Below are 20,125 nucleotides of genomic sequence, written 5' to 3'. Positions count from 1 at the left end.
TCTTGCTTAAATATTACATTAATAAGATACTCTTGTCAAGTTTTTTGTTAATTATATTTAACTTACAAAATTACTTACGCAAACGAAGTCCAATCAATATTAGGAAAGATATTATCCCTTAATTCTATTTCCATAAGGTATTCCGCGTCAATATTTTCAGACAACAGCATTTCGTTTATCTTATAAAAACGCATAATGTGGTTCTTTGTGCGCTTAACAGCGTATTCAACCATAGTCTGCGTTCTCATGATAAACGCCCAGTCGCTTGACTGCGCCAGAAGCACTTCCCTTGCCGCCTGTTTTAATAACCTCTCTGTCATCGGGTCTATTGGTTTGAATTTGTATTTTACAGCCAGTTCGTGCATTTTTTCATATGTCTTATGCAGATGCCTGTATATCCAGTCGTTGGTGGAATTTAGCCAGAATTCAGCATAACCTTTGGCGCCCCAGCTTGAAAAGGCCGGCGTTACCACCTGGTTTTCAGGATATTTTTCAAGGTATTCAGAAGGCGTTATAGTGTCAACGGTGTTCTGGTCATAATGCATTTTTCTTAAAAGGTAATCTATAAAATTAGGGCCTTCATACCACCAGTGCCCAAAAAGTTCCGCGTCATAGGGCGCCACAATTACAGGCTTGCGTTTCATTACCGACCTTAAATGTTCCACCTGTTTTTCCCTGTTGAACATAAAATTGCCAGCATGCGTGGCGGCAGCTTCAAGCGCATCATAATAATTATACGGCTGTTTCCCCGAAAGGTCCACGCCCCCGGTTATCTTGTGATATTTTATTCCTGTGTTAACCCTTATTCCGCTTTCATGTATATAAGGTTTTATATAATCATAATCCAGGTCATATCCTATATCGCGGTAAAATTCTCTGTACCGAAAATCCCCTGGATACCCCGATTTGGCGCTCCAGACCTGCCTGGATGATTCCATATCGCGCCCGAAGGCCGCAACCCCCGATTTGCAATAGACCGGTGCAAAGACGCCGTACTTGGGCCGTGGATTTCCGTGCAGAATTCCGTGCGTATCCACCATAAAATATCTTATGCCGTTATTTTTTAGAATTTCATCATCGCCGGGCGTATAACCGCATTCCGGCAGCCAAATTCCCTTTGGCCGTCTTCCAAAAGTTTCCGTATAATGGTCAACCGCCACTTTTACCTGCGCGTTAGCCGCGTGTTTCTGGGGGTCAAGCGGAAGAAAACCGTGCGTGGCTCCGCAGGTTATTATTTCAAGTTTGCCGGCTTCCTGCAGTTTTGCAAAAGCCGATACAAGGTCCATTTTGCATTTCTCTTCAAAGACAAACCTGGCATTATGAAATTTTTCCCTGTAAATTTTTGCAGTCTCGTTAAAGTGTGGTTCAAATTTCGTTCTGGTAACTTCTTTTTCTATAAGTTCTATAAGCCTGTTTATGTGTTTTAAATAACGCAGCTGAAGCATTTCATCGCGCATCATTGATATTAAAGGCGGGGTAAGTGACATTGTTATCCTGAAATCAACACCGTCGTCAATAAGTTTATTGAAGGTATTAATAAGAGGTATATAGGTTTCTGTTATTGCTTCAAAAAACCAGTTTTCTTCCAGGGGGTCATTGTATTCAGGATGCCTTACAAAAGGCAGGTGTGCGTGCAATATTAGGGCTAAGTATCCCGAAGGATCCTTTTTCATAAATTACTTTTTGCTTCTTTCAACGGTAAATGTTATTTTTAAATTATCAACACCGTCATAGGATGTCGCGTCTACGGGAAGAATCATCACGCCGTCCGGCAGGTGGTATCTTGCCGAAAACGAACCGTCACTTTCAAGTTTTACAAGTTCGCCCTTTATTGTAAGCTTTGCGTCGGGTTCTGTTGCGCCGTATAATATAAGTTCTGTGTCAGCCACAAGAAAAAACTTGCGTTTCTTTTCCCCGGGCACTCCCTGATTGCTGCCGTAAATTTCTGATCCGCCCTGCGATGAAAGTGTTTCGTTAAGATTTAACCCCGCCCTTTCAGACGCGCCAATTGTGTTCTTGCCTCCGCCTGACAGTTTAAAGATTTCATCAAAATCCTCGTCAACCGACATCCATTCCTCTTCAACAATTGTGGATACAGCATCAAGCGGCGTACCAACCTGATTGGATCTTGCTATTGAAATAAAATGGCCGTCAGTGGTTTTAAAACCAAGTTCTACAAGATATGTTTTTCCGGCTTCCCATACATTTAAATACCAGTTATTGGCGTCCCCGGTTACGGAAATATCTATATATTTGTTTGAATTCGTCCCGTCAAAACTGACCCCGGTAACATCATATACCCTTAATACAAGCCAGTGCCTTCCCCATTCATCTTGAACAGCACGGGTGTTCTGTGCCATCACTTCGGGTGAAATATCCCAGTACGCATAGCACCAATAAGGGTCTCGTGCCATTAATACAAGTTTATTGTCGTAGTAACGCTCCGGAAGTTCGCCTTCATGCATGCTGCCTTTGGCGATTGAAGCTTCGTATTTTTTTAGTTCATCACTTTTTGCCTGAGGAGCGTAAAATTTTGCGGCTTCCACTTCACTTTCTTCATCTTCTAACATTGTCTTGCCGGAAAGAATATCTGCTTTTGCTTTTTTAATTTTAATGACTTTCTTTTCTGTTAACTTTTCTTTATCCGCAGGTTTTGCCAAAAGCTTTTTTCCGGCAGGTTTTATTGCTTTTTCCGGTTTTTCCTCGGCTATATTTTTTACAGCCTCTTTCTTAATTGGCTTTTCGGTTTTTTTAACGGCGGCTTTTTCCTTGGCTTTTAAAACAGGCTTATCGGATTTTTTTGAAACCGCTTTTGAAGCAGTCTTTTTAACTGGTTTTTCTTCCGATTTTTTAACAGCTGTTTTTTTTACAACCTTTTTTGCCGCCACTTTTACATCTCCTTAAATATATTATGCATTTCATAAACTAACCCAACAGCGTGCGAAAATACTTTCCCGTCAGGCAAAACAAAAATTACAGCAAAATACTGCCGCCTATATTTATTAAATTATTTATTGTGCGGCCGGAGGTTTTCCCAGCATCACTTCAACAAGTTCTTTGCCGGGTTTAAACTTAACAACTTTCTTTGCCGGAACTTCAACCTTTTCCCCGGTTTTAGGATTTCTTGCAAGCCTGCCTTTTCTTTCTTTAACAGAAAAAGAACCAAGGCCGGTTACTGAAATTTTTGTGCCTTCCTGTAATGCGTCCTGAGCAATTTTCACAAACTGATCAAGTACTTTTTCAATGTCCTTTTTTGGAAGCGCAATGTTTTCACCGATTTTGTCAACAATCTCAATTTTAGTCATGTTTATGGTACCCTCCTTTTAAGCTTTTTTAAAGTATAATTTAAAACCCCTTAAAAGTCAAGGGTTTTATCGCATCGCAAGGCAATATCCAATAAAAAGCATAATAACATTTCTATTTAAAATATAAATATTCCTTAAATTTATGCCTTTTTAGTTTTAGATTTAAGGGCTTTTGAAACATGTGCAGGCACAAACAATTCTGTTTTTCCGCCATAAACCGCTATTTCTTTTACCGCAGACGATGAAATGTAAAGATATTTCTCGTCCGGCATCAGATATATCATTTCCGCGTCCGGATTAAGTTTTTTATTTAAAAGCGCCAGCTGAAACTCGTATTCAAAGTCAGAAATTACCCTTATACCCCTTATTACCACGTTTCTGCCGGTGGTTTTTAGATAATCCGCCAAAAGGCCTGAATAGGTCTCTACAGTTATACCCTTTATTCCTTTTACCGCGCTTTTTGTCATTTTCACCCTTTCTTCAAGGCTAAAAAGCGGTTTTTTATGCTTACTTTCAGAAACAGCAATTATTACACTGTCAAACATCTTAGAAGCCCTTTTTATTATATCTATATGCCCGTTAGTTACCGGATCAAAAGTCCCTGGATATACCGCTGTTTTTTTCATATTTATTACCCTCCCGTTAACTGCATTTTATATGCTTCAAGCGTGTTTTTCATTAACATCGCCCTTGTCATTAAACCAACCCCGCCCGGAACCGGAGTAATAAACGATGCTTTATCTTTTACATTTTCAAAATCCACGTCACCGCACAGTTTTCCGTTTTCATCCCTGTTCATGCCGACGTCAATTACAACCGCCCCCTGCTTTACCATATCCGATTTTACAAACTTTGTTTTGCCGATAGCGGCAACAAGAATATCCGCTTTGGAAGTAATTGAAGCCAGATCCTGTGTCCGTGAATGGCAGATGGTAACTGTTGCGTGTTCCTGCAGCAAAAGTATCGCCATTGGTTTGCCCACAATATTACTTCTGCCTATTACAACCGCATTTTTTCCTTTAATTTCGCAGCCCGCGCTTTTTATCATCTCTATACATCCGCTTGGCGTGCACGCGACAAGGCATTTACTTCCTGTAAACAGCCTGCCGGCGCTGTTATAAGTAAAACCGTCAACATCTTTCAGCGGGTCTATAGAATTTGTAATAAGTTCTTCATTAAGGTGCTTGGGAAGCGGCAGCTGAACAAGGATGCCGTTAATCTCTTTTTTTTCATTAAGATTCTTAACCAATTCTATAACTGTTTCCTGTTTTGAATCAGCAGGAAGCCTGTGAATTTCCGAATGAAATCCGACTTCAAGCGCGTCCTTTTCCTTGCCGCCCACATATACTTTTGAAGCAGGGTCATCCCCCACCTGTATTACCGCAAGTCCGGGCTTTGAATTTAAGCCTGATACCGCCTCTTTTATTTCCGCCTTTATCTTTGCCGCAAGTGCTTTTCCGTCAATAATATTACCCATTATATTACCTCCGATAAGTGATGAATAATTCTACAACAAATATGGATTAAAAGAAAATAGTAATTTTACCTCGCGCCTGACGCCCGCCCACTGCCCGCTTTTCTGACTTTTGTCAGCGGCGTTTTTGTTTCTCGCCCGTATAAAAACAAAAAGCCCCTTTACAGGGGCTTTTTGTTTTTGGCTGCCGGGGCTGGGCTCGAACCAACAATCTTCAGATTCAGAGACTGATGCCTTACCAATTTGGCTACCCGGCAACCTGAAAAACTTTTAAAATATACCACTTAAATAAAGGCAAGTCAATATCAAACATAAAATAAAGCTTTTAAATTTAGCCGTAAAATTTTAATTTTTGATGCCACTTGACTTATAAAATTATGATTGATATATTTATTCTATACAAAATAAAAACAGGAGGATTAAATGAAAAAACTTTTTCTTGCACTATTTGTTTTTACCGTTTTTGCCGTACCTTCTTTTTCTCTTATGAACGCGGGCGTAAGCGCCGGTTACGCGTATGCCAACATGGACCAGATGAATAACGGCTGGGAAATTGCCAAAACTGATGCACAGGAACAAAATCTTCCTTCTGACGTAAAGAGGTTCGGCGATTCCATATTTGTAAATGTGGATTTTGGAATGTCGCTTTTACCCGCCCTTAACGTCGGGCCGCGAGCAGGGCTTCAATATGTACTGCCGGTAACCAATACCATCAGTTATGTCTATGACCCGGACCCTTCATATTTTGTTACACAGAAGAATACCGTTTCTTCAATACTTGTGCCTGTTGAATTTGGCGCTTCAGCCAATGTGGACCTTGGCTTTATCCCCGTGTCCATAACCATAGGCGGTTACGCAGGTTACGGTTTTGCATTCGGGCTTGACCAGACAAAAATAACCAATAGCAGCACTTCAATTCCGGAAATCAGCTATGCCGTCCCATATGACGGCGGCGGTTTTATGGCAGACGCCGCGGCTGCAATTGAATGGAACATACTGCCCATGATAAACCTTACTGTAAACGCCGGATACAGGTACGCATTAATTGAAAATGTTAACGTAACAAATGAAGTTAAAGACCCTATTTCAGGAGACGTGCTTATAAGCGCCGATGAACAGCTTACATCCCTTGCCGGCGATAAATTAAAGGTTAACTATACCGGTTTTCTTGCAGGCGTTGGATTAAATATAAGGTTTTAACAGTTACATAAATTACCCTTCATATAAAAGCGGCAGAGCGTGATAAACACCCTGCCGCTTTTATATTTTTACTTTTGATTTTCACCTGTCTTTAATGTTATAATAATATAAATAAAAATTGTGGGGGTACAACATGAAAAGATATGCAATACTTTTAGCCGCCTTATTACTTTTTTTTATTCCTGCAGCGATTTTTGCCGCAGAAACACTTCCTGTTGACGCGGATATTCAATCCGGAAAAGTAAGTGTTGAAGATACAAAACCTTCCGCAGAAGAAGCCGAAGCCGCGGAAGAAGCGGAAGAACTTGATACAAAAGGAGCAGAACAGCCGGAAACATCCCCCGCCCTTCCTGACGAAGCAAGCAAGTCTATTTATTTTGGCGATGTCCGTTTTTTCGCGGGATATACAACCCTAAATATGGCTGACTATAATAAGTTTGCATCAAATTCCAATATTCAGCAGATTAAATCAGCGCTTTTAGTGGGCGTTGATTTTGGAATCAAAATTCTTCAGTGTTTGTCAGCCGGCCCAAGAGTTGAATTTATCAAAGCTTTCGCGGAAGGCACAGGTACTTTGAATAAAATTGATGTTTCACTGCTTCCGGTAATGGCCGGTTTAACTTACAGTTATTACCTGACTGACCTTGATTTTATAATTTCAGCGGGCGCTTACGCGGGCTACGCCTGGGCAAACGGTACGTTTGAAGAAAACGTGGGCGGAACAGCCAATGTTCCGAAAAGGTCAGAAATTTATGGTTCATGCTTTGCCGCTGACTTTGACCTTAGGCTTGACTACATGATAAATACCGCTATCTCTGCAGGAATAACAGCCGGTTATAGAATAGCTAACCTGCCTACGATGAAAGCAAAAGGTACATATATTGAAACTGATACTGTCATAAATGCATCCGAAAACGATATTGCTTTTGATTTCAGCGGGCTTGTAATAGGCGCCGGCGTTTTAATGAATTACTAATGCGTAACTTACAGGGTTATTTCAATGGCGCTCTTTAAATCAGAAGAAGAAAAGAAACAGGAATTTCTGAAAAAAGGCCTTGAATATGAAAACAAAAACGAAAACGACAAAGCAATAAAAGAGTTTGAAAAGATCCTGAAAATGGATCCGGCTGATGAAGACGCCCTTTTTAACCTGGGTTTCATATTTTCTGATATGCGCCAGTATAAAAACGCCTATGCGCTTTTTAAGAAACTTATAAACACCAATCCCAAACACACAGAGGCGTATAACAGCCTTGGACTTTTATTTGCCCGCCAGGGCAAGTACAGCGATTCCCTTTTCGTATATCAGAAAGGCGTTGAAAACAACCCCGATGCCGCCCTGTTATACAACAACATGGGCAACCTGCTTTACGATATGGGCCGTTACGCGGACGCGCTTATAAATTTCAAAAAAGCCGGCGACCTTAATCCCGCTTACAGCGAACGGCTTTATCACCTTGGAATTGACGCCTTTATTAAAGGCGGCGAAATGGATGATGCCATAAAGAAGCTTGAAGAAGCCGCAAAGAAAAATATGAATAAAGCAAAAACAATGCATGACCTTGGAATGGCTTATCTTGAACAGCATATGTACGACAAAGCTGTCGCTTCTTTTAACCAGGCGCTTTCAATTGATAACAACTATATAAGCGCGTATATAAACCTTGGTTATGCCTACCAGCACAAAGAAAATTACATGCTGGCAATTAAAGCCCTTGAACGCGCCGCGTATCTTAATCCCAAAAACGCCAAACTATATAACACTATCGGGCTTCTATATGACAAAATGGAAAATCCGGATACGGCTGTAAAAGCTTACAAAAAAGCAGTGGAACTTGACCCTGCTTATTCCAACGCGCATTATATGCTTGCCCAGATTTATCAGAACAGGGGCAATACAGATAAGGCAATTGCTGAATTCACCACGCAAATACGTATTCAGGAATCCGGGGCAATTGTGGACGACTGCATTTCGCGTATTGCCGATTTAAAAAAGATACCCTATGAAGAAGTGCAGAAATTATTCAGCAGATATATAAAACCACAGGAAGAAAAACACGAAATTAAAACACCGCCGGAGGTTAAGGCAGTTGTTGTGCCGCCTGTGGCTGCCCCGGTTATTAACACCACTGCCGAATCAGAAGATGATAGAAGTGAATATATGAAAAAACTTGGCGAGAAAATAAAACAGGAACAGGCTGCCCGTATGGCCGCAGAATCAGCCGCTGCAATGCAGGTCGCGCCTGTTATCCCGCCGCCTGTTATCCCCCCCACCGTGAACACGCATGATTTTCAGGTAATTGACAGCGGCCCGCAGGTTGTAGAACTTCCCACTTTTGAAGAGTCCGCACATGTTAATAACAGCTTTATGCTGGAACCATCCATACAGGTTATATCACTTGAAGGCCCTTCATTGTTTGAAACCCCGCAGCCCCCTTCAGCATCGCCCGCACAGAATAACACTTATTTTCCGCCGGAAGCATACCGGGAAACAATAATAAAAGCTGTGGGGTCAGACGCGCCTGTACCCACTGATTCCATGCCTGAATTCAATGAAGCCGCGGTTACAAACCGGCAGATAACTGTAAAACCGGAAGAACCCATAAAACCAATGGTGCCTAAAAAAGACGACAATCCCCCGCCGCCCAAAATCACACGCAGTTTCTACTGATATTTCTTTATATTTTGCAGTTGCCATTGTTTATACCGCGTGATATTCTATAAAAATTAAAGATTAATTATAGGAGGGTACTTTATATGGGAACAGCTGACTTTCTGTCAGGATCAAAAGGTTTTAAAGATTTAACCCCGCAGGATATAGAAGCTTTAAACAGCGTATGCGCTGAAGAAAATCTTAAACCAAATGAAACCATTTTTCCGGAAGAAGGGCCCGGAGATAAAATGTACATATTAAAATCCGGTTCGGTAAAAATAACAAAAAAAATTAAAGGCCAGGAAAACACCATAGCGGTGCTTAATCCCGGGGAATTTTTCGGCGAAATGGCGCTTTTAGACGGAATGCCCCGTTCTGCCGCTGCAAAAACCGCGGGCGATTCCGTGGTAATTTCAATTTCCCGCACCAACTACCTGATTTTAAGGCAGAAATATCCGCAGACAGCGTTAAAAGTAATTGACATACTTGTGCGTGTTTTATGCAACAGGCTGCGCCAGGCAAACAAAAATCTGGAAGTAATATCTTTCTGGATAGAATAATAATTTAAGATTCAGTTATAAAAACATAGAGGGGCTGGGCCGCATGCGGCGCAGTTACAGGTGATTATTGTGTTAAGCAAAGTTAAATCCGCATCTATTTTAGGCATTGACGCTTATGAAGTGGAAGTAGAAACAGACATGACCTTTGGAATTCCGGGTTTTTCAATTGTCGGCCTTCCCGATACTTCCGTCAAAGAAAGCAAAGACAGGGTGAAGTCGGCCATTACCAATTCCATGATAGAGTTTCCCCCCAACCAGAAAATTACCCTGAATTTATCCCCTGCTGACCGCAAAAAAGAAGGGCCTTCGTTTGACCTGCCCATAGCCATAGGCATTTTAGCCGCCTGCGGCACCTTAAACACCGCTAAACTTGAAAACTACATGATAACCGGCGAGTTGTCGCTTGACGGCTCTATTAACTCTGTCAAAGGCGCATTGTCAATGTCGCTGCTTGCAAAGAACCTTGGTTATAAAGGCATTATCGTCCCCTTTGCCAACGCCGATGAATCAGCTGTGGTGGAAGGAATTGATGTATTTGCGGTAAAACACTTCAGGCAGGTATTTGACTTTTTAAACGGGGAAATTACCCTTGACGCGCACGAAATAGACATCACAGAAGTTTTTTCCAGGGCTTCAGTTTATCACATTGATTTTTCAGAGGTTAAAGGCCAGCAGCACGTTAAGCGGTCAATGGAAATAGCCGCCGCCGGCGGACATAACATAATTTTAATAGGGCCTCCCGGTTCCGGCAAGACAATGCTTGCCCGCAGGTTCCCCACTATCCTGCCGGAAATGAATTTAACCGAAGCAATTGAAACAACTAAAATACACAGCGTATCCGGATACATGCGCGAAAAAACCGCGCTTATTGCCACACGCCCATTCCGCTCACCGCACCATACAATTTCTGACGCCGGGTTAATAGGCGGCGGCGCCGTACCTCGACCCGGCGAAGTGTCGCTTTCGCATAACGGCGTTTTATTCCTTGATGAGCTGCCTGAATTTAACAGAAACGTGCTGGAAGTTTTAAGGCAGCCGTTAGAGGACGGGCATGTGACAATTTCACGCGCGGCTGTTTCTATAACTTATCCGGCAAGGTTTGTATTGTTTGCCGCAATGAACCCCTGCCCCTGCGGATATTCCACGCACCCTACCAAAAGCTGTTCCTGCACGCCGGCTCAGCGTGAAAAATATATGTCCAAAATATCCGGCCCGCTTCTGGACAGAATTGACATTCATGTGGAAGTCCCGGTAGTGGAATATAACGAACTGGCGTCAAAAGCAGAGGCGGAAACTTCAGCGTCAATACGGCAGCGCGTAAACGCAGCGCGTAAAGCCCAGGAAAAAAGGTTTGAAAAATCCGGAGTTTTCTTTAACGCCCACATGGGCCCAAGGCACACAAGAAAGTTCTGCCAGCTGGATAACGAATCGCAGGCATTATTAAAAACAGCAATAGAGAATTTAGGGCTATCCGCCCGTGCCTACGACCGTGTCTTAAAAGTATCACGGACAATAGCGGATTTAGAAGGCGCGGAGGATATTACATCCACCCACATTGCGGAAGCCATTCAGTACAGAAGCCTGGACAGAGAGCATTGGAAAGTGGGGATATAAAGTTGCAAGTAACAGGTGACAAGTTACAACTTAATGAAAAAGATCAGTTAAAAAACAGGACAAAGAAATTTGCAGTTGATGTCATAAAACTTGTAAAAAACTTTCCTTATGATCATATTTATAAATCGTTAGGCAATCAACTTTTAAGAAGCGCAACGTCGGTGTCGGCTAATTACCGTGCCGCTAAAAAAGCACGTTCTACTGCTGAATTTATCGCAAAGCTGGGCATTGTTGCCGAAGAAATTGATGAAAGCAAGCATTGGTTTGAATTATTAGTTGAATCAGCTTTAGTAATAGAGTCTAGTGTAACAGTTCTATACAAAGAAGCTGACGAAATAGCAGCCATGATACACGCATCAATTAAAACAGCTAAACATAATCGCATATAACTTTAGTCATCTATTTTTTTAAGTTATTACTGTAACTTGTAACTTGCCACTTGTAACTTGTAACTTGTAACTTGTAACTTGTAACTTGTAACTTGTAACTAAGTTCACCCTATTACCACTTCCACCGTATGTTCTATTCTGTCATCAACAAGCGGGATGGATAAATCCTGATGCGCGTTGCCGTCAACAGTTACCGATATTACTTTATCTTCTGCCCCCGACCTTTGCAGTGATATGTGATAAAAAGTTTCCCGGAAACGGTAATGAACCTTAAATGACTGCCAGTCTTTCGGAAGGCACGGTTCAAAATATAACCGGTCAACTTTAAGCTGAATTCCCAGCAGATTCTTGACAATAAGCTGATACATCCACGAAGCAGAACCCGTGTACCAGGTCCAGCCGCCGCGGCCCGTGTTAGATTCAACACCGTACACATCAGCGGCCATAACAAATGGTTCCACCTTATATAAGGCGGATTTTTCTGCCGTATCGCTGTGCCTGATGGGGTTTATTAAATTCAACAGTTCCCACGCCCGTGATCTGTCTTTTAACGCGGCAAATGCCATTACAGACCACACAGCAGCGTGTGTATACTGCCCCCCATTTTCCCTTACGCCCGGCACATAGCCTTTTATATACCCCGGATTATTTAAAGTTTTATCAAAAGGCGGGGTAAAAAGTTTTATCAGCATGCCCTGCCTGTCAACAAGCAGTTTATCCACGCTGTCCATTGCTTCTTTTGCCCTTGCCGGATCTGCCGCACCGGAAATAACGGCCCATGACTGCGGAATAGAATCTATACGGCACTCTGTATTTAACGAAGAACCCAGCGGCTCTCCATTGTCAAAATAAGCCCGCAGATACCACTTTCCATCCCACGCGTTTTTATCTATATTTTTAGAAAGCTTTGCGGCTTCTTCAAGGCATTCATCGGAAAAAGTTTCATCCCCGTGCTGCTTTGCCATTTGCGACATAGACATAAGTACCTTATGCAGAAAGAATGCCAGCCAGACACTTTCGCCTTTTCCGTCTTTACCAACCAGATTCATGCCATCATTCCAGTCTCCGCTGCCAATAAGCGGAAGCCCGTGTATTCCGTATCTTAAAGCGTGCCTGACTGCCGCAACACAATGTTCATAAAGAGTTCCCCGGTTTTCTGATATCCCCGGCATGCCGTAATATGACTCGTCATCGGGATTTACCTGCGGCCCATACAGAAAACGCACTTTTTCATTTAATACTCCCGTATCTCCGATTTCCATAACATATACAGAAGCAACCAAAGGCAGCCATAAATAGTCATCAGAACACTTTGTTCTGACGCCCCTTCCTGACGGCGGATGCCACCAGTGCTGAACATCACCTTCTGTAAACTGATGAGAGGCAAAAGTAAGCAGCTGTTCCCTTATCATTTCCGGATGAGAATGCATAAGCGCCATAACATCCTGCAGCTGATCCCTGAAACCATAAGCGCCGCCTGACTGATAATAACCGCTGCGCCCCCACAAACGGCAGCTTATTACCTGATACTGAAGCCAGCCGTTCACAAGAAAATTAACGGAATTATCCGGTGTTTCAACATAAATTACGCCAAGGCTTCTTTTCCAGTGTTCCCATACATTTTCAAGTTCTTTATGCACCAATGCTGAACCGTTATAGCTCTGAAGTATTTCACGCGCCTCGTCAGGGCTTTTGCCTGAACCAAATAGAAATACTATTTCCTTTTCTTCATTATCATTTAATTCAAATTTAACCTGCGCGCTTACACAGGGGTCATATCCCGCGCCGGTTTTACCCGACAGCCTGTCTTTATACATTGCAGCCGGCGAACCCATAGACCCGTTTCTTCCCAAAAACTCGTGCCTGTCTCCTGTTACAAAACGGGCGGTCTCGCTTGTATCAAGAAATACAACCCTGTCCGGAAATTCCTTATTGTAATGGTTGTACGCAAGCATAGCGCCGCTTTTAGGGTCAACCTCTGTAATAATATGCATGTGATATTTATCCCTGTGCGTGCCCATTACCAGTTCATTGTATGATGTGGCTGACAAACTGCGCCTGCGCCCGGAATGATTTTTTATTTTTAAAACAGAAAACTTTACAGGATGTTCAAGAGAGACAAAAACAGTCAGTTCCGATTCTATCCCGTTTTCTCTATGTTCGAAAACACTGTAACCAAAACCATGGCGCGATACATATCCTGTTTTTCCCGACGCGGGAAGCGGTGTAGGCGACCAAAAACGCCCGGATTCCTCATCCCTGATGTACATTGCTTCTCCGCAGGTATCGGTAACAGGGTCATTTTTCCATGGGGTCAGGCGGAACTCGTGTGCATTCTCGCTCCAGGTATAGGCGCTTCCGCTTTCTGATATTACCGTTCCAAAGTTTTTATTTGCCAGCACATTTGCCCATGGCGCCGGCGTTCTTCTGCCGGGCGCTGTATTAATGACATACTCTCTGCCGTCGCGGGTAAACCCGCCCAGTCCGTTAAAATATTCAAGGTCTTTACGCTCGCTGATACCTTCATCTTCTTTTTCAATACCAAACCTTTTAGTTACGTTTAACTGCGGCCGCTGCGGCCTTATGTGCGACATGCGTTCTATCTGTTCAGCCAGTGTTCCGCCCCTGTCTGTAATTATTATCCGCGCCACGGCCTGCATAAGTATTTTGTCCTCTTCGGACATCTGATCGGCGCGCCTTAAAAATATTCCTCCGGGCTGGTTTGACATGCCCGGACCGTTCTTGGATATAAGGCTGTTTATCTTCTCGCTCATATCATCCCTATAGACTGAATGATCCTCGTTCCATATAATAAGATCCACCCTTAAACCTTTCATACGCCAATATGAATGCGCCTGAATAAGCCGGTCGATTATATCAAGATTTTCCGGGTCTTCCACGCGCACCAGAACTATAGGCAGGTCGCCTGAAATACTGTACCCCCATAAATCCGGCTGCCCCCTAAGGTTCTTTTTAAGTACACTTGCGGCCGCGCGCCACGCCGGATTGGCATATACAATAGCGCCGGCAAGGCGCCCATAAAGCTGCGCTTCCGCTTCTGTCGCGTTTATCTGCTGCAGCGCCACCTGCCCGTGTGTCCAGGACAGATTAAAAACCCTGTCCGCAAGGTTACGGTCCCTGTATTTTTCAATCAGTTTTTTTGCGTCTTCCATACTGCCGCATACTGCCGTAACATAATCAATCACAGCCGATTCCTGGGAATCAAGTTCCACACAGCCTCGTATGCTTAGCACAGGGTCAATTACCGCCCCTTGAGTACCCGATAGGACTCCCTTATCGTGCATTGCCGCGGGGTCTGCCGTCGTACCGCAGCGCCCTATAAATTTACTTCGGTCAGTTTCGTATGAAGCGGGCGTTGTTGAATTGCCATGAACAGCCATAAGATGAAGTATAAAAGGATACGCTTCATTTTCAGAACGCGGCCTTCTGCCGCAGATTATAGCCTGATAAGGTTTAATAACTTCCGTTTGTATAAAGAGATTGCTGAAAGCGCTGTGTGCCTGATCCGCTTCAGGATAATTAAGCACCGCTTCCGCGTAGCTGGTAAACTCTATCCGGCGTTTATCGCGCGACCTGTTGGTTATGTTGATTCTGCGTAATTCCACGTCATCTTCCGGCGACACAACTATCTCTGTATGCGTGTCAATATTAAAATCACGCCTTTTAAATTCCGCGCGTGATTGCGAAAAAACCGCTTCGTAATTTTTTGATTTTTTCAGTGTCGGCTGGTGCGCGGCAGACCAAAAATCCCCGGTCTTAACATCCCTTAAGTACACAAATGTGCCTTCATTATCCAAAGCCGCGTCTTCACGCCATCTGGTTACCGCGATATTTTTCCATCTGCTGTACCCGGCGCCGGCGTTTGTAACCATAACGCTGTATTTTCCGTTTGATAAAAGGTGTATTTCCGGCGTAGGAGTATCCGGATTTGTAAATACACGCAGTAAAGCTTCCCTTTCTTCCACCTGCCTAAGCGGCCCTGTGACTTCTGTGTCATAAAGAAAAGGCACATCCACAGGAACCCTTTCCTGCAGCAGAAGTTCTGTGGCCTTAAACATTGGATCAGCCAAAAAACGCCTTTGCATAGGCCTGTTTAAAAGGACATAAGCGAAAGATAAAAACGACATACCATGATGATGCGCCATATATGATTTTACCACCGAGTAATTTTCATCCGTGGCAAGGCGCGCCGGCGTGTAATCTATGGCTTCATAGAAACCATAATCCCCTTCAAATCCGTTATCTTTCAAAAGTTCCAGATTTTCACATGCTTTTTCCGGTTCCACCATTAAAGCCATTGCAGACGCGTATGGGGCAATTACAAGGTCTTCTGCCAATCCCCTTTTAAAGCCAGAATCCGGCACGCCAAATGAACGGTACTGATAAGCCATGGTAACATCAACTTTATTATATCCTGATTCTGATATGCCCCATGGCACTTCATTGCGCCTTGCGTAGTCTATCTGCCTTCCCACTATGGCTTTATAAGTCCTGTTAAGAAGCGTACCTTCGTAATCCGGCATTATAAGAAGCGGCATCAGGTATTCAAACATAGAACCGCCCCACGATACCAAAACCGGATCTCCGCCGCGTTTTGACAGCAGCCTTCCAAGCATAAACCAGTGTTCCTGAGGAACGCTTCCCTGAGCAATGGCAATATAACTTGCCAGGCGAGATTCCGACGCTAAAAGGTCATAGCACGAAGCATCAGTTTTTCTTTCACCCGCGTTATATCCTATATGAAACAAATGTTTGGACTTATTATAAAGAAAATCATATTCAACATTTGACATTTCACCGCAGGAAAGCGCCAGTTCTTCAATTATAGCTATCCGTTCATACGCCCTTGTCCCCGCGCGTGATACCGCGTCTTTAAGAGCCATAAACCATGTTTTTTCATCATTACTGTATTCAGAAGAGTTAAGAATTTTATCTATTAACGGAATAAGTTTTAATTCCAGCCTTGCCGCATCGTTAAGAACAGGTATCGTTTCAAGATGCCTTAATTCTTCCCGTAAAATAGCGCGCATTTCGTTCTGCTTTTCTTCATCTTTATCCCACATGCCCGGTATTTCCGTAGGAAGCTGCAGCCATGGCGCCATATATACCATATCTTCAAGGCAGTGATAACAATGTTTTTCAAAAGCCATGCCCCATTTCTTGGTTTTTACAAGCCCCATAAAATCAAGGTCAATTATCATTTTGGAACACTCGGCTGACAAATGGCGTATCAGCATGTGCAATTCCGGAAGTGTTTCAGGCACAGATAAAAGTTTATCACCCATCCGCTTAAGCCTTGCTTCTATTCTTACAGCGGTTTCCCTGGATGCGGCAGACGTGTTTTTTACCGGCTCCTTAAAACTTTCCACGATTAAATTAAGCGTATCCAAAAGGCCGTCAATTATTTTAAAAGAAATAATCTTTTCCCCGCGCATTTCCAGAATTCCCGAACGCATAACAAGTAAATTGCCTGTAAGATTGCCGCTGTCAACTGAAGAAATATACAGCGGAAGCAGGGGTTTTAAGGTCTCTGTGCTGTACCAATTGTAAAAATGACCCCTGTATTTTTCCATCGCGTTCATGGTGCCCAGTGTTTTCTTTGTCCTGTCAAGCATTACCGCCATTGAAATGTAGCCAAAATCATATGCCGTGAGATTGGACAAAAGAGACAGCCCAATGTTTGTGGGAGAAGTCCTGCGCGCGGGCATGCCCAATGGTTCTTCCTGGAAATTATCCGGCGGCAAAAAATTGTCTCGGGCGGTCACAAATTCTTCAAAGAATCTCCACGTTTTTCTTGCGCACATCCTTAAAAAGAGTTTCTTTGACGCGGACAGTACGTCGCGGCGTAATGAAACCGGCCTGCTTATAATATAAGCAACTAAAGGAGAAGCCATCCATGAAATCAATATCATAACCGCAGGCAGGTCCGATTTTACGCATCCCGATGCGGCGCATAACAACGCCGCAAACGGAGCCGCAATCATTTTTCTGACGTAATCAAACGCGGTAATATTTCCCGCAAGTTCCGTTTCCGCGAAAGTATTCCATTCCAGCAGCTTACTGCGCGTGATAAACTTACGCCAGAAAGTGGTAACCACGGCTGCGATATTGTAATAGGCTTCATACACTATAAATACAAAAGAAAGCAAAAACTGCAGGCCTCGGTTTGTTAACGAAGCAGATAATGCCGACATATGGGATTCCATGCTTATGCCTTCCGGTTTTCTTCCCGCGTCATACATCAATTTTACCGGTATAGGCAGGCCTGAAAGCAGTATAATGTATATAGTCCATGGCCACGAAGATTTAAACATTATCCATCCGGATAAAAATATTATAAAAACAGAGACAGGAACAAGGCTGCGCCTTAAGTTATCAAGTATTTTCCACTGCGATAAAAAAGACAGCGGATTTTTTACTTTTTTACCGTTAAAACCGGGAACTGTTGAAAACAGCCATTGTGTTATCTGCCAGTCGCCGCGTATCCAGCGGCGCCTGCGGCTGACATCCTTTAAATATGCCGTAGGGTACTTTTCATGCAGTTCAACTTCGGTCACAAGGGCACAGCGGGCATAACACCCTTCAAGCATATCATGGCTAAGTATCAGATTTTCCGGCAGCCGGTCTTTTAAACATTTTTCAAAAGCATCGACTTCATAAAGGCCTTTTCCTATAAATGAACCTTCAAAAAACAGGTCCTGATAAACATCTGAAACGGCTTTTGTATACGGGTCAATGCCTGTTTCGCCGCCAAAAATTTTCACAAAAGCGGATGGATTTTCCCCCGGATAGCCGGCTTCCACCCTTGGCTGAAGAATTCCGTATCCGGATACCACGCGTTTCTTTTCTTCATCATACACGGGTTTGTTAAGCGGATGGCAGATAATAGACACCAGGTTTTTCACCGCATCTCTTGGCATTCTTGTATCTGTATCCAGCGTAATTACATATTTTACGTCCTGCAGGTGCTGTACATCACCTTTTATAACACTGAATTTATCTTTGCCATTGCCCCTAAGAAGCATGTTAAGTTCGGAAAGTTTTCCCCTTTTTCTTTCATATGCCATCCACAACTTTTCACGCGGATTCCATTTACGGTTCCTGTGAAAAAAATAGAATATTTCAGCGTCTTTGCCCGGATATTTGTTGTTTAACGTTTCTACCCCTTCGATTACAAAAGACAGAAGCGATTCATCTTCCGGCATGTTTTCCTGCAGGGCATCTTTAAAATCAGTCAGAAGTGCAAAACTTATTTGCGGATCTTTATTCGCAAGGTAGCTGACTTCCAGATTTTCTATAAGCGATTCAATCCCCTGCCTGTTATTAAGCAGCGTGGGCACAACTACAAGCGTATGCGCGCCGGCTGTTATTGCTTTAGAAAAATCCATTTTTGGCAGATTATTTGGTTTTACGATAATAGTGGATATCCAGTTAATAATGGAAACAACTGTCTGGCTTGTGACAAAAAGAAGGGGTATTGAAAGAATAGCGTAATTCAGCCAGCCGCGCAGCCCTAATATGCCCGCTAAAAACAAACCTGCCGCTAAACCGATACATGTAAATAATACAATAGACCCCGTATATAATGACATTGACAATGCCGTCTTTTTGGCCTGTAAAAGCGCGCTTATAGGAAACCTTATTTTCAGCTCGCTATAAAGCTGTTTTAACCCTTTGTCAATAAGATAATACCCTATATGCGCGGATGCATCTTTACCCTTATTATCTGCCGCCGCCAGAGACGCAATCTGCAAAGCCCGTAAAGCCACATCTTCTTCTGTAAGCCTGCTCTTGTTTGCCAACTTTTCAATGACATGACGGTATGCATCTCGGGTTTCAAAAGACATTGTGCCGTAAACACCATACGGGTCTTTTCTTAAAACCTCTTCAACAGCGCTTAGCGCTTCAACAAATTCATGCCAGTCGGTGCCTTCCAGCAGCCTTAAACTTTCTATAGTATTAGCAATAGAAACCTGATTAGCCGCCTGTTTACGGCTGGTTGATCGTATCAGCCTTTCCACTGTTTCGCCCTGCTCTGACAGTTTCTTTTCCAGCCAGTTTAAAGGAAGATCAATGTTCGCGCTCTGCCCCTGAAGCCGCCTTACAAATTCCGACACAAAAGAGTCCGACATGGGGGGATTATCTTTTGCCATTGCCGCTATCTCGTGAATATAATTATCAGTATCTTTAACCGCCACTTCCAGAATTCTGTTTGCCCAGTAATCCGCCTTATCCCTGTCCACCTGCGTAACCATCATGTAAACAGAAACACGCCTTAGATTTTCTATAAGAGCAAGCCGCAGCATAATGGGAATTGCCCATAACTCTCCAAGTTTCAATTTTTTTATTGTCTGATAAGATGAAATAAACGCGGTTAAACCCTTAACGTCAATACGGCCGTCGCCATGCGATACTATTTCCATTGCAATATCATAAACCCTTGGATAACCGGACATAGGCCCTGAAGACAAGCCGGGAAGTTCGCGGCTGTATACTTTTGGGAAGAATTTCTGCGCAAGGCGTATCTGTTCTTCTATAAGGTAATAATTATCCAGAATCCATTCTCCGGCAGGAGTAATGGTATTTTTTGCTTTATCCGCTTCATTAAGCATTTTATTTGTACGCAGCAGTATCTGTTCATTATCTTTCAGGCGGATAAGGAGTTTTTCCCGGGTTTTTTTCAGGCTTACATCATGTTTCTCTGCCAGAAATTTGGCATGCAGTTCAAACTGATCCATACTGAAAAGTTCAGCCCTTAGAGGCTGTTCATTTATTATTTTTTTTGCCGGCAGATTTATTGTAAAAATTTCCTGTATTTTTCGGGGTAAATCCGTAAAAAATCCGCGCATTACTCCTCCTTTTATTAAAACAAAAAAACAATTATTGCCCTGCCGATTATTTGTTGAACG

The 20,125-nt window shown here is 43.1% G+C and carries 12 protein-coding genes and 1 tRNA gene; 6 read left to right on the top strand and 7 right to left on the bottom strand.

Going from position 1 to position 20,125, the window contains the following annotated elements; genetic code table 11:
• Nucleotides 1-74 precede the first annotated feature (74 nt).
• The 6 genes from CVV21_02795 to CVV21_02770 form a co-directional block, all read right to left on the bottom strand.
• Nucleotides 75-1,673, bottom strand: coding sequence for a DUF1957 domain-containing protein (locus CVV21_02795; protein PKL92702.1), 1,599 nt, complete (start codon nucleotides 1,671-1,673; stop codon nucleotides 75-77).
• A 3-nt stretch (nucleotides 1,674-1,676) separates the two neighbouring features.
• Complete coding sequence (locus CVV21_02790; GenBank protein ID PKL92701.1) at nucleotides 1,677-2,888, bottom strand: hypothetical protein; 1,212 nt, start codon at nucleotides 2,886-2,888, stop codon at nucleotides 1,677-1,679.
• A 123-nt stretch (nucleotides 2,889-3,011) separates the two neighbouring features.
• Nucleotides 3,012-3,305, bottom strand: a complete 294-nt coding sequence (locus tag CVV21_02785) for a hypothetical protein (GenBank protein ID PKL92700.1) — start codon at nucleotides 3,303-3,305, stop codon at nucleotides 3,012-3,014.
• A 140-nt stretch (nucleotides 3,306-3,445) separates the two neighbouring features.
• Nucleotides 3,446-3,931 carry a pantetheine-phosphate adenylyltransferase gene (locus CVV21_02780; protein PKL92699.1) on the bottom strand — a complete coding sequence of 162 codons (486 nt, stop codon included), beginning with the start codon at nucleotides 3,929-3,931 and terminating at the stop codon, nucleotides 3,446-3,448.
• 5 nt (nucleotides 3,932-3,936) lie between these two features.
• Nucleotides 3,937-4,782, bottom strand: coding sequence for a bifunctional methylenetetrahydrofolate dehydrogenase/methenyltetrahydrofolate cyclohydrolase FolD (locus CVV21_02775; GenBank protein PKL92698.1), 846 nt, complete (start codon nucleotides 4,780-4,782; stop codon nucleotides 3,937-3,939).
• Nucleotides 4,783-4,960: 178 nt separating this feature from the next.
• Nucleotides 4,961-5,036: transfer RNA gene (locus CVV21_02770), tRNA-Gln, on the bottom strand.
• 166 nt (nucleotides 5,037-5,202) lie between these two features.
• Here CVV21_02770 and CVV21_02765 point away from each other — a divergent pair.
• From CVV21_02765 to CVV21_02740, 6 genes are all read left to right on the top strand, one after another.
• Nucleotides 5,203-5,979 carry a hypothetical protein gene (locus CVV21_02765; protein PKL92697.1) on the top strand — a complete coding sequence of 259 codons (777 nt, stop codon included), beginning with the start codon at nucleotides 5,203-5,205 and terminating at the stop codon, nucleotides 5,977-5,979.
• Nucleotides 5,980-6,112: 133 nt separating this feature from the next.
• Nucleotides 6,113-6,955, top strand: a complete 843-nt coding sequence (locus tag CVV21_02760) for a hypothetical protein (GenBank protein PKL92696.1) — start codon at nucleotides 6,113-6,115, stop codon at nucleotides 6,953-6,955.
• A gap of 24 nt (nucleotides 6,956-6,979) precedes the next feature.
• Nucleotides 6,980-8,650, top strand: a complete 1,671-nt coding sequence (locus CVV21_02755) for a hypothetical protein (protein PKL92695.1) — start codon at nucleotides 6,980-6,982, stop codon at nucleotides 8,648-8,650.
• 86 nt (nucleotides 8,651-8,736) lie between these two features.
• Nucleotides 8,737-9,192 carry a cyclic nucleotide-binding domain-containing protein gene (locus tag CVV21_02750; GenBank protein PKL92694.1) on the top strand — a complete coding sequence of 152 codons (456 nt, stop codon included), beginning with the start codon at nucleotides 8,737-8,739 and terminating at the stop codon, nucleotides 9,190-9,192.
• A 69-nt stretch (nucleotides 9,193-9,261) separates the two neighbouring features.
• Nucleotides 9,262-10,806, top strand: a complete 1,545-nt coding sequence (locus tag CVV21_02745; protein PKL92747.1) for a hypothetical protein — start codon at nucleotides 9,262-9,264, stop codon at nucleotides 10,804-10,806.
• Between the two features lie 2 nt (nucleotides 10,807-10,808).
• Entirely contained in the window at nucleotides 10,809-11,195 is a 387-nt protein-coding gene (locus tag CVV21_02740; GenBank protein PKL92693.1) for a four helix bundle protein, read from the top strand.
• A gap of 104 nt (nucleotides 11,196-11,299) precedes the next feature.
• Here the strand turns inward: CVV21_02740 and CVV21_02735 are convergent, their stop codons facing one another.
• The gene (locus tag CVV21_02735; GenBank protein ID PKL92692.1) at nucleotides 11,300-20,065 is read right to left on the bottom strand and encodes a cyclic beta 1-2 glucan synthetase; all 8,766 of its coding nucleotides are present in this window, start codon (nucleotides 20,063-20,065) and stop codon (nucleotides 11,300-11,302) included.
• Between the last annotated feature and the right edge of the window lie 60 nt (nucleotides 20,066-20,125).

The organism is Candidatus Goldiibacteriota bacterium HGW-Goldbacteria-1 (assembly GCA_002839855.1).
Lineage (GTDB): Bacteria > Oederibacteriota > PGYV01 > PGYV01 > PGYV01 > PGYV01.
Note: the sequence above shows the minus strand (reverse complement) of the source record. Positions and strands in the feature narration are given on the sequence as shown.